Genomic DNA, 14,078 nt, shown 5'->3' on the forward strand with positions numbered 1-14,078 from the left:
ACGCTTCTTCTTGATGACGGCCGAAACGACGACTCTTCGCGCGGAGTCCTTGGCGTCGGGCCACGGCTGGAGCGTATTGGATGTTGTCTGCACGGCGGGCCCGCACAACCGCCCGTTCGAGGAGAGACACCAGACGTTTTCGCTCTCGCTGGTCGTGGACGGAACCTTCCAGTACAGGTCGCGACACGGATCAGTCCTTCTTGCCCCCGGCGCGGTGCTGCTTGGCAACGTGGGCGACTGTTTCGAGTGTGGGCACGAGCACGGAACGGGAGATCGCTGCCTCTCCGTCCAGTTTGACCCTGGCTACTGGGAGGACCTGGTGGCCGCCGTGGCCGGTGCCCGAACGACTCGCTTCGACGCTCCGCGCGTTCCACCCGCGCCGGCCCTGCTCGCGTCGGTGGCGTCGCTCTGTACGGCGCGGGCGGTCGGTGGATCCGCGCTCGAGGAGGCGGCTCTCGAGTTTGCAGCCTCGGTGCTGCGCACGGCCGGCGGGCTACGGGGCGTCGGGCGCGGCGCCAGTCCTCGCGATGAGCGCCGCATCACGGAAGCCGTGCGTTCCATTGCGGACAAGGCGCACGACCTGGAATGCGCCGACCTTTCCCTGGGCTCGCTCGCGCGAAAGGCCGGCATGACGCCCTATCATTTCCTGCGTACGTTCCGGAGTGTCGTGGGGATGACGCCCTACCAGTACATCCTGCACACGCGAATGACCCGTGCGGCCGCGCGCCTGCGCTCGTCCGCCGACTCCATCTCGGACATCGCCTACGAAGCTGGCTTCAACGATCTTTCCACGTTCAATCGCCGGTTCCGACGCCTCCTTGGGGCGAGTCCGGGGCGGTATCGTGAACGAGCCAAGGGCGCCGCATCATTGCCAGCGGCGGAGGAGAGACGGGCTGGAAGCTGCGGCGTCGCGCGGCTCCGTCCACGAAACCCGTGAGCTCCAAATCTGCCCACGACAAAACGGAAGAGCCCGCCGGAGGCGGGCTCTTCCAGTGGTTGCGCGGGCAGGACTTGAGCCCGGGAGCGAGCTGCGGAGCAGGGAGCGAGGCCCTGAAGCCAGGCCGAGCAAAAGAAAAGCCCGCCGAGGGGCGGGCTTTGGTTGCGCGGGCAGGATTTGAACCTGCGACCTTCGGGTTATGAGCCCGACGAGCTACCAGGCTGCTCCACCGCGCGTCAGAGGTTCGCGCACTCTAGTCACAGCGCGGGCCGAGTCAAGGTCCGTGCGTCAGGGTGAGTAGGTCGGGCGCTCGAGCCAAATGTCCGCGGCAGCGGTCGCCGTGGCGTTTGGGCCAAATGTCCGCGGCAGCGGCGCCGTGACGTTTGGGCCAAATGTCCGCGAGTCGCCGTTGGGGGCCAAATGTCCGCGGCAGCGGCGCCGTGGCGTTTGGGCCAAATGTCCGCGAATCGCCGTTGGGGCCAAATGTCCGCGAAGGGTCGTTCGGGGTGGGGGAGGGCGGAGGGGCGCGGCGCGACGTCCGTTCGCGAGGTTCCGCGGCGGACCGACATGATGCGCATCAATTTGGTACGGATTACGGGGATTTTCGTGGTGGGCGCGGGGTTGACAGAGGGGCGGCCTGCCGCTAATACATGCCGTAGCGTAACCCTCACCCATACGTAAGGGTTCGAGTCATACTAGGAACATCGCCTGAGCGGCCCTGCTGTCATCCCCATCCCCCGGCACTTCCGCTCGAGCGTGAGAGCCCACAGCCCACAGCCCACAGCCCGCAACGTTCGAAACCTCATGACTGACAAGCGCCATCTCGATCTCGTGCCGCCGGATCCCAAGTGGATTCACGGCGGCGGTGCGTCCGCGCCGGACGGCGAGGGGGACGACGGCGAGCTGATGCTGGTGGGGGAGATCGCCAAGGCCACGGGCAAGACGGTGCGCGCCATCCACCTGTATGAGGACATGGGGCTGCTCCGCCCGCAGGATCGCTCCAAGGGGCGCTACCGCTTGTTCGGTACGGACTCGCTGGTGCGCGTGCGCTGGATCACGAAGCTGCAAAGCCTCGGGCTCTCGCTCTCGGAAATCCAAGAAGTGGTGCGCGAGCAAGAGGGTGCTGCGACGGCGATGTTCGCGGCGGCGCGCTTGCGCGAGGTGTACCTGGAGAAGCTCGCCGAAGCGCGGGCAAAGCTCGAAGAGCTGCAGTCCCTCGAGCGCGAGCTGGAAGAGAGCCTCGCCTATCTGGACGCGTGTGATTCGCACTGCGAGCCGCAGATCCCCACCCAAGGCTGCTCCAACTGCGAGCGCCACGACAGACCCACCACCGCTCCGGACTTGGTTGCCGGGGCCCAAGCCCAAGCCCACTAGCTCGGAAACCGAAATGGCCCTCAAGCTTCCCGTTTACATGGATTACCACGCCACCACGCCGGTCGACCCGCGCGTGCTGGAGGCGATGCTGCCGTATTTCACGCAGGACTTCGGCAACGCGGCGAGCCGCACGCATCGCTTTGGCTGGGAAGCGGAAGCCGCGGTGGACGACGCTCGAGATACGCTGGCAGCGTTCATCGGCGCGGATTCCAGCAAGGAAATCGTGTTCACCTCCGGTGCCACGGAGAGCGACAACCTCGCGATCAAGGGTGTTGCCGAGTACTACCAGAGCCGCGGCAATCACATCATCACCACGCAGATCGAGCACAAGGCCGTGCTGGATTCGTGCAAGCGCCTGGAGAAGCAGGGCTATCAGGTCACCTACCTGGCCGTGGGCAAGGACGGCATCGTCGATCCGGACGACGTGAAGAACGCCATCACGGACAAGACCATCCTGGTGACCGTGATGCTCGCCAACAACGAGGTGGGCACCATTCAGCCCATCGCCGAGATTGGCAAGATCACGCGGGAGCGCGGCATCCTGTTGCACTGCGACGCGGTGCAGGGCGTGGGCAAGACGCCGTTCAACGTCAAAGAGATGAACGTGGACCTGGCGTCCATCACGGCGCACAAGATCTACGGACCCAAAGGCGTGGGGGCGCTGTACGTGCGCCGCAGCAAGCCGCGCGTGCGGCTGGTGGCGCAGATGGACGGCGGTGGCCACGAGCGCGGCATGCGCTCCGGCACGCTCAACGTGCCCGGCATCGTGGGTTTCGCCAAGGCTGCGCGGATCCTGATCGACGAAGGCGCGGAAGATGCCGCCCGCATCAAGAAGCTGCGCGACAGCCTGCAGCAGAAGATCGAAAAGGAGCTCGACATGGTCGTGCTCAACGGCCACCCGGAAAAGCGCTTGGTCGGGAACCTGAACCTCTCGTTCTCTTTCGTGGAGGGCGAGGGCCTGATGATGGCCATCAAAGACGTAGCCGTTTCCAGCGGCTCCGCCTGCACCAGCGCCAGCCTGGAGCCCAGCTACGTGCTGCGCTCCATGGGGCTGGACGAAGACCTGGCGCACTCCAGCATTCGCTTCGGCCTCGGTCGCTTCAACACCGAAGAAGAAGTGGATTTCGTGGCGGACCTCGTCGTCTCCAAGGTGAAGAAGCTCCGCGACATGTCGCCCCTGTACGAGATGTACAAGGACGGCGTCGACATCAAGTCCATTCAGTGGGCAGCACACTGACAAAGGAAAGGAACCATGGCGTACAGCAACAAGGTCATCGAGCACTACGAGAACCCGAAGAACGTCGGCACGCTCGACAAGGAAGACCCTTCGGTGGGCACGGGGCTCGTGGGAGCGCCGGCTTGCGGCGACGTCATGCGCTTGCAGATCAAGGTCAGTGAAGATGGCGTGATCGAAGACGCCAAGTTCAAGACCTTCGGCTGCGGCTCGGCCATCGCGTCTTCTTCCCTGGCCACGGAGTGGATCAAGGGCAAGAACGTGGACGAGGCGGAGCAGATCAAGAACAGCCAGATTGCCGAAGAGCTGAGCCTGCCGCCGGTGAAGATCCACTGCTCCGTGTTGGCGGAAGACGCCATCAAGAGCGCAATCGAGGATTACCGCAAGAAGAAGGCCGCCCGCGAAGCACTGGCGCAGCCCGAGGCCGCTGGAGAGTCCGCCCAGACCTGAGGAGCGCGGCGCGTCCGCGACGAGATCCCATGGAAGCAGCCACCGTGACCACCGAAACCCGAGAGCCCCAGATCCCCGCCGACAAGCTCGGCATGCGCATCAGCGATGGTGCCGTCGCGTTTGCGAAGGAGAAGCTCGCCAAGCGGGGCACGCCCGATGCGGCGATTCGCTTGGGTATCAAGGGCGGCGGCTGTTCCGGCTTCAGCTACGTGATTCAGTTCGAGGATGATCCGCCGCGCGAGCGCGATCGCGTGTACGACATCGAAGGCGTGCGCTTCATCGTGGACAAGAAGAGCCTGATTTACCTCGCCGGCTCCTTGCTCGACTACGAGCGCACGTTGATGTTCCAGGGTTTCAAGTTCCGGAACCCGAACGAAGCCTCGAGCTGCGGCTGCGGCCACTCCTTCACCGTGAAGTGAGCGACCCGTTTTCCACCCTCGGGGTCGAACCGGCGTTCGATCTCGATCTCGCCGTGCTCGAACGGCGGCACCGGGAGCTTTCGCGCGAGCTTCACCCGGACCGCTACGTCGGAAGACCGGCGGGCGAGCGGCGACAAGCGCTCGGGCGCGCGATAGAGGTGAACGAAGCCTGGCGCGTGCTCAAAGACCCCATTCGCCGTGCGGAAGCGCTGCTCACGCTCAGCGGCACGCCGGTGGGAGAGACGAACGAGCCCAAGCCGGATCCCGAGCTGCTGATGGACATGATGGAGCAGCGCGAGAGCCTGGCGGAGGCGCGCCAGAAGCGCGACCCCGCGCTGTTGGAGAAGCTCGCCGGCACCATGCGCGATCGCTTTCAGAAGACGGAGCAGTCGCTCGGGACCGCCCTGGCCGCCAAGGATGCCGCCGCGGCCGTGCGCCAGCTGGGCGAGCTCCGCTACCTGCGGCGCTTCTTGGATGAAGCGGCCGCCATCGAGGACGAGATTTTCTGATGGTCCTGCTCGATATCTTCGACCCCAAGGCGCCGCCGAAAGCCATCGGCATCGATCTGGGAACCACGCATTCGATAGTGGCCACCGTGAAGGACGAACGGCCCGCGGCGCTGACCACGTGTGACGGCACGCCGCTCCTGCCGAGCGTGGTGTATTACGGGGATCACCGGAACATCGTGGTCGGCGAGGCCGCCAAGAGCTACGCCACGCGCCATCCGGAGCGGACCATCGCTTCCGCCAAGCGCTTCATGGGACGCGGCGCGTCGGACGCGCAGACCGCGCGCCTCGGGACTTATCGCTTCGTGCCCCCGAAGACGGAAGACGACGCCAAGGTCGTGCGCTTCGACGTGGGCGTGGCGGAGGTCACGCCGGTGGAAGTGAGCGCGGAGATCTTGAAGAGCCTGCGGCAGAGCGCGATGGATCAGCTCGGCGCCGTGGGCGGTGCGGTGGTCACCGTGCCCGCCTACTTCGACGATGCCCAGCGCCAGGCCACCAAGGACGCCGGCCGTCTCGCCGGCTTGGAAGTGCTGCGTCTGCTGAACGAGCCCACCGCCGCGGCGCTGGCCTACGGTCTGGAAAAGAAGGACAACGGCCTCTTCGCCGTGTACGACCTGGGCGGCGGCACCTTCGACATCACCATCTTGATGCTCGACGACGGCGTGTTCCAGGTAAAGAGCACGGGCGGGGACAGCGCCCTCGGCGGGGACGACATGGATCGCCTGATCGCCGAGGAGATGCTCTCCGCCATGGGCTTCGCGGAGCCGGCGGATCGCACGCCCGAGGTCATCGGCATTGCGCTCAGCGCAGCGCGGCAGGCCAAGCACGCCCTCACGGATCGCCCCGAGGTGCAGGTCGAGCTCCCGAAGCGCGGGGGCGGCGCCGCCGAATACGTCATCACCCGCGAGCACTTCGACCAGCTCATCTTGCCGCTGCTGGATCGGACCGGCCGCGCTTGTCGGAGAGCGCTGCGCGACGCGGAGCTCGCTGCAGAGCAGCTGGATGGCGTGATCCTGGTGGGTGGCTCGACGCGAGTGCCCCGGGTGCGAAGCTACGTCGCCGAGGTGTTCGGCAAAGAGCCCCTCGGGGACATCGATCCGGATCTCGTCGTGGCCTACGGCGCGGCGATCCAGGCCGAGCTGCTCGCCACCTCCAGCGACGAGGTGCTGCTCTTGGACGTGTTGCCGCTGTCCCTCGGCGTGGAAACCATGGGCGGCGGCGTGGACAAGATCCTGCCGCGCAACACCACGATCCCGGCGGGTGCCAAGAGCGTGTTCACGACGTACGCCGATAACCAGACGGGCTTCGACATTCACGTGGTGCAGGGCGAGCGGGAGCTGGCGTCGGACTGTCGATCCCTCGCGCGCTTCGGCCTGAAGGGCATTCCGCCGATGCCGGCAGGGATGGCGCGCCTGGAGGTGGAGTTCTTCGTGGACGAGAACAACCTCCTGAAAGTGGAGGCGCGCGAGATGACCACCGGCATCACGCAGCACGTGGAGGTGCAGCCCAGCTACGGCCTGACGGACGAGCAGGTGGAGGACATGCTGCTCGACGCCTTGGACCACGGCGAGGAAGACTTCGAAGCGCGGCGCCTGGCGGACGCCCGGGTGGAGGCGGAGCGCATCTTGCTCGCCACCAGGAAGGCCATCGCCGCGGACGCGGATCTGCTGGAGGCCGGCGAGGGCGAGCGCGTGGAGAAGGCGATGGCAGATCTCCGAGAAGCGATCGACACGGCGAAGAAGGCCGCGCGGGTGCAGCTGTGCATCGACGCGCTGGACGACGCGACCCACGAGTGGGCCGGGCGGCGCATGAACCGCGCGATCCAGAGCGCCATTGCCGGCAAGGGCGTGGACAGCGTGCGAGAGAAGGTGGAACACGCCAAAGGCGTGGACGCCCACGTGGAAGACCACGCGCGCGCGCGTGAGGAGCGACACTGATGCCGCGGGTGAAGTTCATCGATCAGGGTGTGGAGGTGGAGGTGCCGGTGGGGACCAGCATCCTCTCAGCGTCCAAGAAGATCGGCGCGCCGGAAGGGGACGCGTGTGGTGGCGTGTGCGCCTGCTCCACGTGTCACGTGTACGTGGACACCGGCCTCGAGCTCCTAGCGGAGGCCAGCGAAGACGAAGAGGACATCTTGGACAAGGCCTTCGACGTCCGAGAGAACTCCCGCCTCGGCTGCCAAGCGCGCATAGAGAAAGACGGCGAGGTCGCCGTGCGCATCTCCAAGGAGAGCCTGGACGCCTACTACAACGAGCACCCGGACGTTCCGCGGCCGGAGTGACTACGCGACCCGCACTTCTTCCGCAGCCCGCTCGCCGGATTCCACGGCGCCTTCCATGAAGCCCATACAGGCGCGGGCGGTCTCCGACCCCGCCCAGTGGATGCGTCCTACGGGAGCGCGCAGCGCCGCGCCGTGGACGCTCAGGCTGCCAGGGGGAAACAGAGCGATGGGGCCTCCCCCGCTGTACTGCTCCGTGCACCAGTCCGTCTCGACGTACGCCATCGGCCGCTTCGCCTCGTCGCCGAAATAGCGCGCGAGCTTCGACAGGATCAGGCGCCTTCGCTCTGCCGAATCGATGCGATGCCAGCTCCTCGCCGGCGCTCCGCCCACGAAGGCGAGGAGACAGGCGGCGGAGCCGTCCGCGCTCGATTGATCGAAGGTCACGGAAATGGGGCCGTCGCCGCTGGCGGCTTCACCGCTGAGGCCACGCTCGCGCCAGAACGGGCGCTCGTAGCGGGCAAAACACTTGACTGCGGCGCCCATGGGCGCGCGCTGCGTCAGCTGCTCCCGTAACGCGGGCAGGCGGGGCGAAAATGCGATGCGGGCCCCGAGGGGAACGGGCACCGCGACGACCACGCGCGACGCTCGCACCTCGCCGCCAACTGATTTCACGATCACGCCGTCACCATCTTGGGCGATGGACGTCACCGGCGCCTCCAGGACGACGCGGAGCTCCTTCGCCAGCGCCAGGGACACAGCCTGCGCCCCACCGACGATGCGATCATGTTGGAAGCCGCCTTCAGTGGAGATGAGCTTCTCGAGACTGCCCGCCGAGCGTACGTAGGCGAGGGCGTGGAACAGCGAGAGCTCGCCGGATTCCGCGCCGAAGATGGTGCGCATGGCGGCGTCCATCGCTGCGCGTGCGTCCGCGCTCCACATCAGCCTGCGTCGCATTGCATCCAGAGTGGTCGCGTCCCACGCGGCTGCCCGCGGATGGCTCCAGGGCTCGACCGGATCCAGCCGCCGCGCGAGCGCGTCGATGCTCCAGATGGCCGCCTGCATCTGCGCGAGCTTCCATGGCGCCATCCAAGGAATGGTTCCGGAATAGGTCGAGATCCGACCGCGCATCTCGAGGATCTTCTTGCCGGTGTCGAAGGTCGGAAACGTGGACAGTCCGAGCTCTTTCAGCAACGCGTACATGCGTGGTTGCCCGGCACCGATCCACTCGCCGCCGTAGTCCACCTCGGCGCCTTCGAGCTGCCCGCTCCAGGTGCGTCCGCCCACGCGGTCTCGCGCTTCGAGCACGACCACGCTCTTGCCGGCCGCCGCGAGCCTGCGCGCTGCGACGAGCCCCGCGATGCCGGCCCCGACAACGACGACGTCTGCGTCCCGCATCCCGCGGGAGAGCTTACTCCGCCGGGGCTGCGTTTTCGCGCGGAGCCGGGCGCTCCGACGCCGGGCCCAGCGAGCCCAGGAACGTGCACTGCTGGCGATGAAGCAGCGCGTTGGCCACGCAGCGGGCGTATGTGCGGAATCCGAACAGCTTCACGATCAACCCCGCGTGAAGGACGAGATGTCGGGTTCGGATGGTGCCCAGCATGACAGCCGAGAAACTGCATACACCATGCCGTGCCGATTTCGAAGATTTCCGTTCAGGGGCACCAGTGCCGCCTTTCAAATGTGAAATCGGAGGCCCAGATCCGCAGTGCCGTTCGGGGACAGTGGTTCCGCGTTGGACCAACAAAACCAGTCACGAATGCAGCTGGATGTTGGCTCGCCGCGGTAACCGCACGAAGCGGTGTAGGCAATGATGCGACCTGGTTCTCAGAGCACGGCGCAGCTCCCCGCCAAGCTCGTAGAACAGCGGACCGATCGACACATCCCAATCCCAGCGCGGCGGCGCCGCACGCGCCCGGAAACAGTGCAGGACATTCGGCGTTTGCCGCCCCCATTCAAGGAAGCCGCCTTGGGGCCGTTTCCCTCACAGCATGCTATTTCGCCGCTCGAAACCGGAGATGGTGGCGGTTCGCCCCAGCGCGCCGCCGCTGGATGAGCTGGACAGCGCCCTCGACACCATCGCGCAGATCCTTCGAAGCATCGGCAAGAACGCGATCGGAAGCGAGGAGCGATCCAGTCAGGCCGTCCGCGCCGAGTACGACGGCTGGGCGCAGAAGCTCTTGATCGGCAATCGCGAGGACGAGGCAGGAGGCGCCCGCGACTACCGCGGGGTGCGGCGTTTCGTCGGACAAGAGCGGTCCGAGGAGCACTCCTACGTCACCCGCACGCTTTCATCGCTGCGGGAGGCGGTGAGCGAGTTTGGTCGCGCGGTCACCACGGGCGTCAGCGCAGATCGGCGCGAGGACGGCGAAGTGCGTACGGCCCTCGGTGGCCTGATGGACGCCCTGGGAGGGAGCGATCCGGATCGCATCGCGCGAGAGGCGACGGCCGTCGCCGGTGTGGTGCAACGGGCTCTCGACAGCCGCGCGCGCCGCCAAGAACAGCAGATCGACCGACTGCGCTCCCATGTGCGAGTGCTCCAAGAGCAGCTGGAGGCAGCACGTCACCAGGCCACGAAGGACAAGGTGACGGGACTGTTCAACTCCGCGGCCTTCATGGACCATTTGGAGCGCGTGACGGAGCTCAGTCTGCTGATGGATCGCGAGCCGATCCTGGTGCTGGTCCACGTGGACGCGTTCGATCGTCTGTTCGACGAACACGGACAAGAGCGCGCAGACACGTTGATGCGCACGCTCTCGGACGTGCTCGTACGTCACTTCTTGCGGCGGGAAGATCTGTTGGCGCGGCTGGAGGGCGAGCGCTTCGCGGTGTTGGTTCCGGACTCCCGACCCAACATCACGGAGGACCGCGCCGAGGCGGTGCGCAAGGAAGTGGCCGGCAACGCCATCGAGCTGGGATCCGAGATGGTGTGTGTGACGGTGTCGGTGTCGCTGGCGATTCATGGGCCTGGCGAAACGCCGGACGCGTGGCTGGCGCGGGCGGACAACGCGCTCTACGGACTGCTCCGCGCGGGCGGAAACGGCCTGGTCAAGGCCTGACCGGAGCCTGCCGGCCGCCGCGCCGGACCAACCAGCCCCCCTAAAGAATCCTGGAAGATCGCCGTTCTTGCGGTCGTCGGAAAGCGGCCGATACGATGACGATTCACGTGGGTATGGGACGACTCGGACTCAGCGGCTTGGTAGCCGGGCTGGTGCTTCTCGTCGCTCTTCCCGTGGGCGCTCAGACGATGCGGCTCCATGGGACGGCGGCGGCAGGGCACGCCGTGAGTGGGCATCAGAAAGACGAGCTCGGGTTCGGCTTTGCCGGGTTGGGGGCAGGGGAGCTCGGGTTGACGCGCGCCCTCGGGCTGCAGTTGGAGCTCGGCTACCTGTGGATGAGCGAGGGCGATGCGCCCAGCGATCCGAAGCTGAAGCCGTTGGGCTCTGCGTCGAGCGGGCAGATCGGGGTCGGCGTGCGCGTGCGGCCGTTCATCGCCGGCTGGGATGGCGAGCACGCGGCGAGCGCGGCGGGGCTGTGGCTTTCCGCCGCGGCCGGCGGCGCGCACACCGGTGGACTGACGCGGCCAATGGTGGACGTGTTCGCGGGTTGGGATCTGCTGCTGGACCAGGGGCGGCTGGGAGTCGGCCCGACGGTGGGGCTGATCCACGTGTTCCAGCCGAATGACGAGCTGCGGCCGGCGGATGCGAACCTGCTGTTCGCGGGCGTTCACGTGATGCTGGATCCTTCGGCGGCGCCGGTCGACGACGATCGCGACAAGGACGGCATCAAGAACTCCGTCGACTCTTGCCCGGACGACCCCGAGGACAAGGACGGCTTCCAGGACGAGGACGGCTGCCCGGACCTCGACAACGACAAGGACGGAATTCCCGACAAGACCGACCAGTGCGCCAACGATCCCGAGGACAAGGACGGCTTCGAGGACGAGGACGGCTGCCCGGATCGCGACAACGACAAGGACGGCATCCTCGACAAGCAGGACAAGTGCCCGAACGAAGCCGAGGACAAGGACGGTTTCGAGGACGAGGACGGCTGCCCCGAGCTCGACAACGACCAAGACGGCGTACCGGACGCGCAAGATCAATGTCCGGAAGAAAAGGAAACCAAGAACGGCTACGCCGACGACGACGGCTGCCCGGACGCCGAGCAGGTGCGCGTGGTCGGCGACAAGATCGTGCTCGACGACAAGGTCCACTTCTGGACCAACAGCTCCAAGATCCGGCCGACGAGCTTTGCGCTGCTGGAGCGCGTGGGGAAGCTCATCGAAGACAATCCCACCTACGTGCACATCGAGGTACAGGGACACACGGACGAGCGCGGGCCGGAGTGGTTCAACGAGAAGTTGAGTCAGGGGCGAGCGAACTCCGTGATGGAATTCCTGATTTCTCGCGGCATTGCCCGGGAGCGGCTGAGCGCCAAGGGCTTCGGCTCCAGCGTGCCGCTGGTGGACAAGAAATCCGAGCGCGCCTGGTTCATGAATCGGCGCGTGGAGTTCAAGGTCACCCGCCAGGTGAAGCAGGTGACGCACCAGGGTGGACCGAACGCTACCGATGGTGAAAGCTCGAAGGGAGGAGGGTCATGAGCTTCGCCCGCCGAATCCGTGCTGCGCTCCTGGCCAGCGTCATTGGTCTCGCCCTCGCGTCCGCGTGTACGGACGGCGGAGTGGTGGGCGGCGATTGCGTCGATGGGCTCACCGCCTGCGGCGGGGTGTGCCTCGACGTGAGCGCGGACGAAAGCAACTGCGGCAGCTGCGGGCACGTGTGCGCCGCCGGCGTAGCCTGTATCGCCGGTGTGTGCGGCGGCCCGGACGGTGGCACCGTGGACGGCGACGCATCCCTGGACGGCCAAGTCGACGGCGACGCACCGTACTGGGACGGGCACTACCCGGATCGCGATACCGGGGCCGACTCCGACGACGGCACGACGGGGGACGGCTCGCCCGCCGACGGCGGAGACGACGGCTCCGCCTGCAAGCCGCCCTTCGACAAGCCGACCCAGTGCGGCGATTGCGACACCGTGTGCAGCGGAGCTGCGCCCATCTGCTCGCCGGTGGACGGCGGCTACGCCTGCGTGCCGCTGTGCACTCCGCCGCTGGTGAACTGCGGCGGACAGTGCGTGGATCTGAACAGCGATCCGCTGAACTGCGGCAAGTGCTTCAATCAGTGTCCGAGCGGCATTTGCCAAGCGGGGCAATGCGTGGGCGCGCTACCCGGTCACGTGGTGGTCGGCTGCATGGACTACCAGCAGAGCTTCCAGAACTCGCCGCAAACGGTGCTCTTGGGCAATGCCGTGTTCATTCCGGTGCAGGATCCCGTGCGCATCTTGGCGTACGAGCAGTACACGCCGCCGGCGGTGAAGAACAAGGTGAACCAGACCATCGGCTGGGCGGCCTCGGCGAAGGGGCGCACCTACGCCATCACCGCCGTAACGGACCCCGCGAAGGTGGTGAGCGACCTCAACGTCCTCGCCTACGACGTGCTCTTGGTCTACGACCAGCCCAACGCTCCGGCAGGCGCGCTCGGCAACATCGGCACCAGCTGGACGAACACGGTGACGCAGTTCGCCAAGGCGGGCGGGACCATCGTGGTGCTGAACGGTGGCCAAGGGACGGGCGAGATGGGCGACCTGCTCACGAGCTCCACGCTGCTCGCCGTGAGCGGACAGACGAACGTGACCGGCAGCACGCTCTACAACAAGGCGCCGGCCGACGCCGTGGGCATCAACGTGATCTCGCCCTTTATCGGCTACAAGGAAACCTGCACGCTGACCACCAATGCGCCGCAGAGCTCCAGCCTGGTGTACGTGATCACGAACGGTGCGGACGCCGGCAGCGGGCAGCCCGTGGTGGTGCACCGCATTCAGGTGCCCTGAGCCGATGGCGAATCAGGGCCAGGCTTGGCTGGCGTCGGGCGCGCCGGCGTCTACCACGAGCGCGTTCGGAGGCGGTTCGGGGGTCGGCGTTTCTTGACCGAACATCGTGCGCCGTACGCGGCCTGCAGCCTGCCAGAGCTCCGCCGCGGCTTCGCGCGCGGGCGCCGTCGCAAAGATGGCCTTCGCGTGCTCGAGCCCCGTCTTCTTGCCCAGGGGCACGTAGCAAAACCCGAGCACCGCGAACACCACCACCAGGGCGTCGAGGGCGCGGCGGCCGAGGCGCGTGAACACCGCGCGATGGTAGTCGGGCCCGCCCGCGGCGGCGAAATTCTCGGCGTCAGTCCTTGGCGTGGAAGGAAAACACGTACTGTGCGCTCAGGCCAAAGCTCCAGATCGCCGGAGCGCTGCCGCTGGTGCCGGAAAACAGCACGTTATCGGCGCTCGTTTGCGCGTGGGCGTCCAGGGGCAGCTCTCGGCGACCGCTCAGCAGGAGCTCGAGGTGGCCGTCCACCACGCGCGAGATGTGGTGCAGGCGGAGCCGAAACCCTGCGTCCAGGCCCACTCCCAGGAGATCCAGGTGGGCGCTGCCCGCGGGCGAGGACGCGGCCAAGCGTTGCGCTCCAGCGCTGGGACCGACCAGCAGACGCAGCCCGTCCGAAAGCTCGGGCGCGTAGCGAATGCTGCCGTACGCCCCCGCGGCGAGCGAAGAACCGACGGTCTCCGGCTCGGAGCTGAAGTAGCGCCGTTCGATGTCCGACAGGGCGAGGCCCCCAGCGGCCAAGGTACCGGTGGCATCGAGCTCCAGGTCGACGGGCAAGAGCACGCCCGCGCGCATGTCGAAGCCCAGGGAGCCAGGGCTCACGTCGTTCTTGTCGGAGTAGCCCGCCGCCCCAGCAATCTCAGCCAGGTTGGCCGACGTGGTGTGTCGAAGGGATAGACCTGCGCCGGCCAGCCCCTCGAGCTTGGTTTGAGCGACTGCAGGAGCAGCGACGGAAAGTGTCAGGAGAAAGAGAAGGATTCGCATCGAGACGCGCCAATGCACGGGTCGAGC

Annotated in this window: 14 protein-coding genes and 1 tRNA gene; 11 read left to right on the top strand and 4 right to left on the bottom strand. The window is 66.8% G+C overall.

The features are described from left to right. Positions 1 to 13 precede the first annotated feature (13 nt). The gene (locus H6717_00985; GenBank protein MCB9575588.1) at positions 14 to 937 is read left to right on the top strand and encodes a helix-turn-helix transcriptional regulator; all 924 of its coding nucleotides are present in this window, start codon (positions 14 to 16) and stop codon (positions 935 to 937) included. Between the two features lie 159 nt (positions 938 to 1,096). On the opposite strand, the gene H6717_00990 is transcribed toward H6717_00985, so the two are convergent. Beyond that, a tRNA-Met gene (locus tag H6717_00990) sits at positions 1,097 to 1,173 on the bottom strand. 676 nt (positions 1,174 to 1,849) lie between these two features. On the opposite strand from H6717_00990, the gene H6717_00995 reads away from it, so the two are divergent. Genes H6717_00995 through H6717_01025 form a run of 7 tightly spaced genes read left to right on the top strand, consistent with a single transcriptional unit; the run spans position 1,850 to position 7,201 of the window. Beyond that, positions 1,850 to 2,311 carry a MerR family transcriptional regulator gene (locus tag H6717_00995; GenBank protein MCB9575589.1) on the top strand — a complete coding sequence of 154 codons (462 nt, stop codon included), beginning with the start codon at positions 1,850 to 1,852 and terminating at the stop codon, positions 2,309 to 2,311. Positions 2,312 to 2,324: 13 nt separating this feature from the next. Beyond that, positions 2,325 to 3,548, top strand: coding sequence for an IscS subfamily cysteine desulfurase (locus H6717_01000; GenBank protein MCB9575590.1), 1,224 nt, complete (start codon positions 2,325 to 2,327; stop codon positions 3,546 to 3,548). A gap of 15 nt (positions 3,549 to 3,563) precedes the next feature. Beyond that, positions 3,564 to 3,995, top strand: coding sequence for a Fe-S cluster assembly scaffold IscU (gene iscU / locus H6717_01005; GenBank protein ID MCB9575591.1), 432 nt, complete (start codon positions 3,564 to 3,566; stop codon positions 3,993 to 3,995). A 29-nt stretch (positions 3,996 to 4,024) separates the two neighbouring features. Beyond that, on the top strand, positions 4,025 to 4,414 hold the full coding sequence (locus tag H6717_01010; GenBank protein MCB9575592.1) for an iron-sulfur cluster assembly accessory protein: 390 nt from the start codon (positions 4,025 to 4,027) through the stop codon (positions 4,412 to 4,414). Beyond that, on the top strand, positions 4,411 to 4,923 hold the full coding sequence (gene hscB, locus H6717_01015) for a Fe-S protein assembly co-chaperone HscB (GenBank protein ID MCB9575593.1): 513 nt from the start codon (positions 4,411 to 4,413) through the stop codon (positions 4,921 to 4,923). The genes H6717_01010 and hscB overlap by 4 nt, the downstream gene beginning before the upstream one ends. Beyond that, positions 4,923 to 6,857 carry a Fe-S protein assembly chaperone HscA gene (hscA, locus tag H6717_01020; protein MCB9575594.1) on the top strand — a complete coding sequence of 645 codons (1,935 nt, stop codon included), beginning with the start codon at positions 4,923 to 4,925 and terminating at the stop codon, positions 6,855 to 6,857. The genes hscB and hscA overlap by 1 nt, the downstream gene beginning before the upstream one ends. Next, positions 6,857 to 7,201: a 2Fe-2S iron-sulfur cluster binding domain-containing protein gene (locus H6717_01025; protein ID MCB9575595.1), complete on the top strand. Its 345-nt coding sequence runs from the start codon at positions 6,857 to 6,859 to the stop codon at positions 7,199 to 7,201. Before hscA ends, H6717_01025 begins: the two co-directional genes overlap by 1 nt. Here H6717_01025 and H6717_01030 read toward each other — a convergent pair whose 3' ends face one another. Continuing rightward, entirely contained in the window at positions 7,202 to 8,536 is a 1,335-nt protein-coding gene (locus H6717_01030; protein ID MCB9575596.1) for an FAD-dependent oxidoreductase, read from the bottom strand. A 593-nt stretch (positions 8,537 to 9,129) separates the two neighbouring features. Here H6717_01030 and H6717_01035 point away from each other — a divergent pair. The 3 genes from H6717_01035 to H6717_01045 all read left to right on the top strand — a co-directional run bounded on the left by H6717_01035 (position 9,130) and on the right by H6717_01045 (position 13,027). Continuing rightward, complete coding sequence (locus H6717_01035) at positions 9,130 to 10,197, top strand: GGDEF domain-containing protein (protein ID MCB9575597.1); 1,068 nt, start codon at positions 9,130 to 9,132, stop codon at positions 10,195 to 10,197. 113 nt (positions 10,198 to 10,310) lie between these two features. Beyond that, positions 10,311 to 11,738 (top strand): OmpA family protein, encoded by a 1,428-nt coding sequence (locus H6717_01040; GenBank protein MCB9575598.1) that lies wholly within the window; start codon positions 10,311 to 10,313, stop codon positions 11,736 to 11,738. After that, positions 11,735 to 13,027, top strand: coding sequence for a hypothetical protein (locus tag H6717_01045; protein ID MCB9575599.1), 1,293 nt, complete (start codon positions 11,735 to 11,737; stop codon positions 13,025 to 13,027). Before H6717_01040 ends, H6717_01045 begins: the two co-directional genes overlap by 4 nt. 12 nt (positions 13,028 to 13,039) lie before the next feature. Here H6717_01045 and H6717_01050 read toward each other — a convergent pair whose 3' ends face one another. Next, on the bottom strand, positions 13,040 to 13,318 hold the full coding sequence (locus H6717_01050) for a hypothetical protein (GenBank protein MCB9575600.1): 279 nt from the start codon (positions 13,316 to 13,318) through the stop codon (positions 13,040 to 13,042). A 46-nt stretch (positions 13,319 to 13,364) separates the two neighbouring features. Beyond that, positions 13,365 to 14,051 (bottom strand): hypothetical protein, encoded by a 687-nt coding sequence (locus tag H6717_01055; GenBank protein MCB9575601.1) that lies wholly within the window; start codon positions 14,049 to 14,051, stop codon positions 13,365 to 13,367. Positions 14,052 to 14,078: the final 27 nt, after the last annotated feature.

This window comes from Polyangiaceae bacterium (assembly GCA_020633235.1).
Taxonomy (GTDB): Bacteria; Myxococcota_A; Polyangia; order Polyangiales; family Polyangiaceae; genus JACKEA01.

Coding starts and splice junctions, on each gene's coding strand:
- H6717_01035 (MCB9575597.1), top strand. CDS start 9,130: ATGCTATTTCGCCGCTCGAAACCGGAGATGGTGGCGGTTCGCCCCAGC.
- iscU (MCB9575591.1), top strand. CDS start 3,564: ATGGCGTACAGCAACAAGGTCATCGAGCACTACGAGAACCCGAAGAAC.
- H6717_00985 (MCB9575588.1), top strand. CDS start 14: ATGACGGCCGAAACGACGACTCTTCGCGCGGAGTCCTTGGCGTCGGGC.
- hscA (MCB9575594.1), top strand. CDS start 4,923: ATGGTCCTGCTCGATATCTTCGACCCCAAGGCGCCGCCGAAAGCCATC.
- H6717_01025 (MCB9575595.1), top strand. CDS start 6,857: ATGCCGCGGGTGAAGTTCATCGATCAGGGTGTGGAGGTGGAGGTGCCG.
- H6717_01040 (MCB9575598.1), top strand. CDS start 10,311: ATGGGACGACTCGGACTCAGCGGCTTGGTAGCCGGGCTGGTGCTTCTC.
- H6717_01045 (MCB9575599.1), top strand. CDS start 11,735: ATGAGCTTCGCCCGCCGAATCCGTGCTGCGCTCCTGGCCAGCGTCATT.
- H6717_01010 (MCB9575592.1), top strand. CDS start 4,025: ATGGAAGCAGCCACCGTGACCACCGAAACCCGAGAGCCCCAGATCCCC.
- H6717_01000 (MCB9575590.1), top strand. CDS start 2,325: ATGGCCCTCAAGCTTCCCGTTTACATGGATTACCACGCCACCACGCCG.
- H6717_01055 (MCB9575601.1), bottom strand. CDS start 14,051: ATGCGAATCCTTCTCTTTCTCCTGACACTTTCCGTCGCTGCTCCTGCA.
- H6717_01030 (MCB9575596.1), bottom strand. CDS start 8,536: ATGCGGGACGCAGACGTCGTCGTTGTCGGGGCCGGCATCGCGGGGCTC.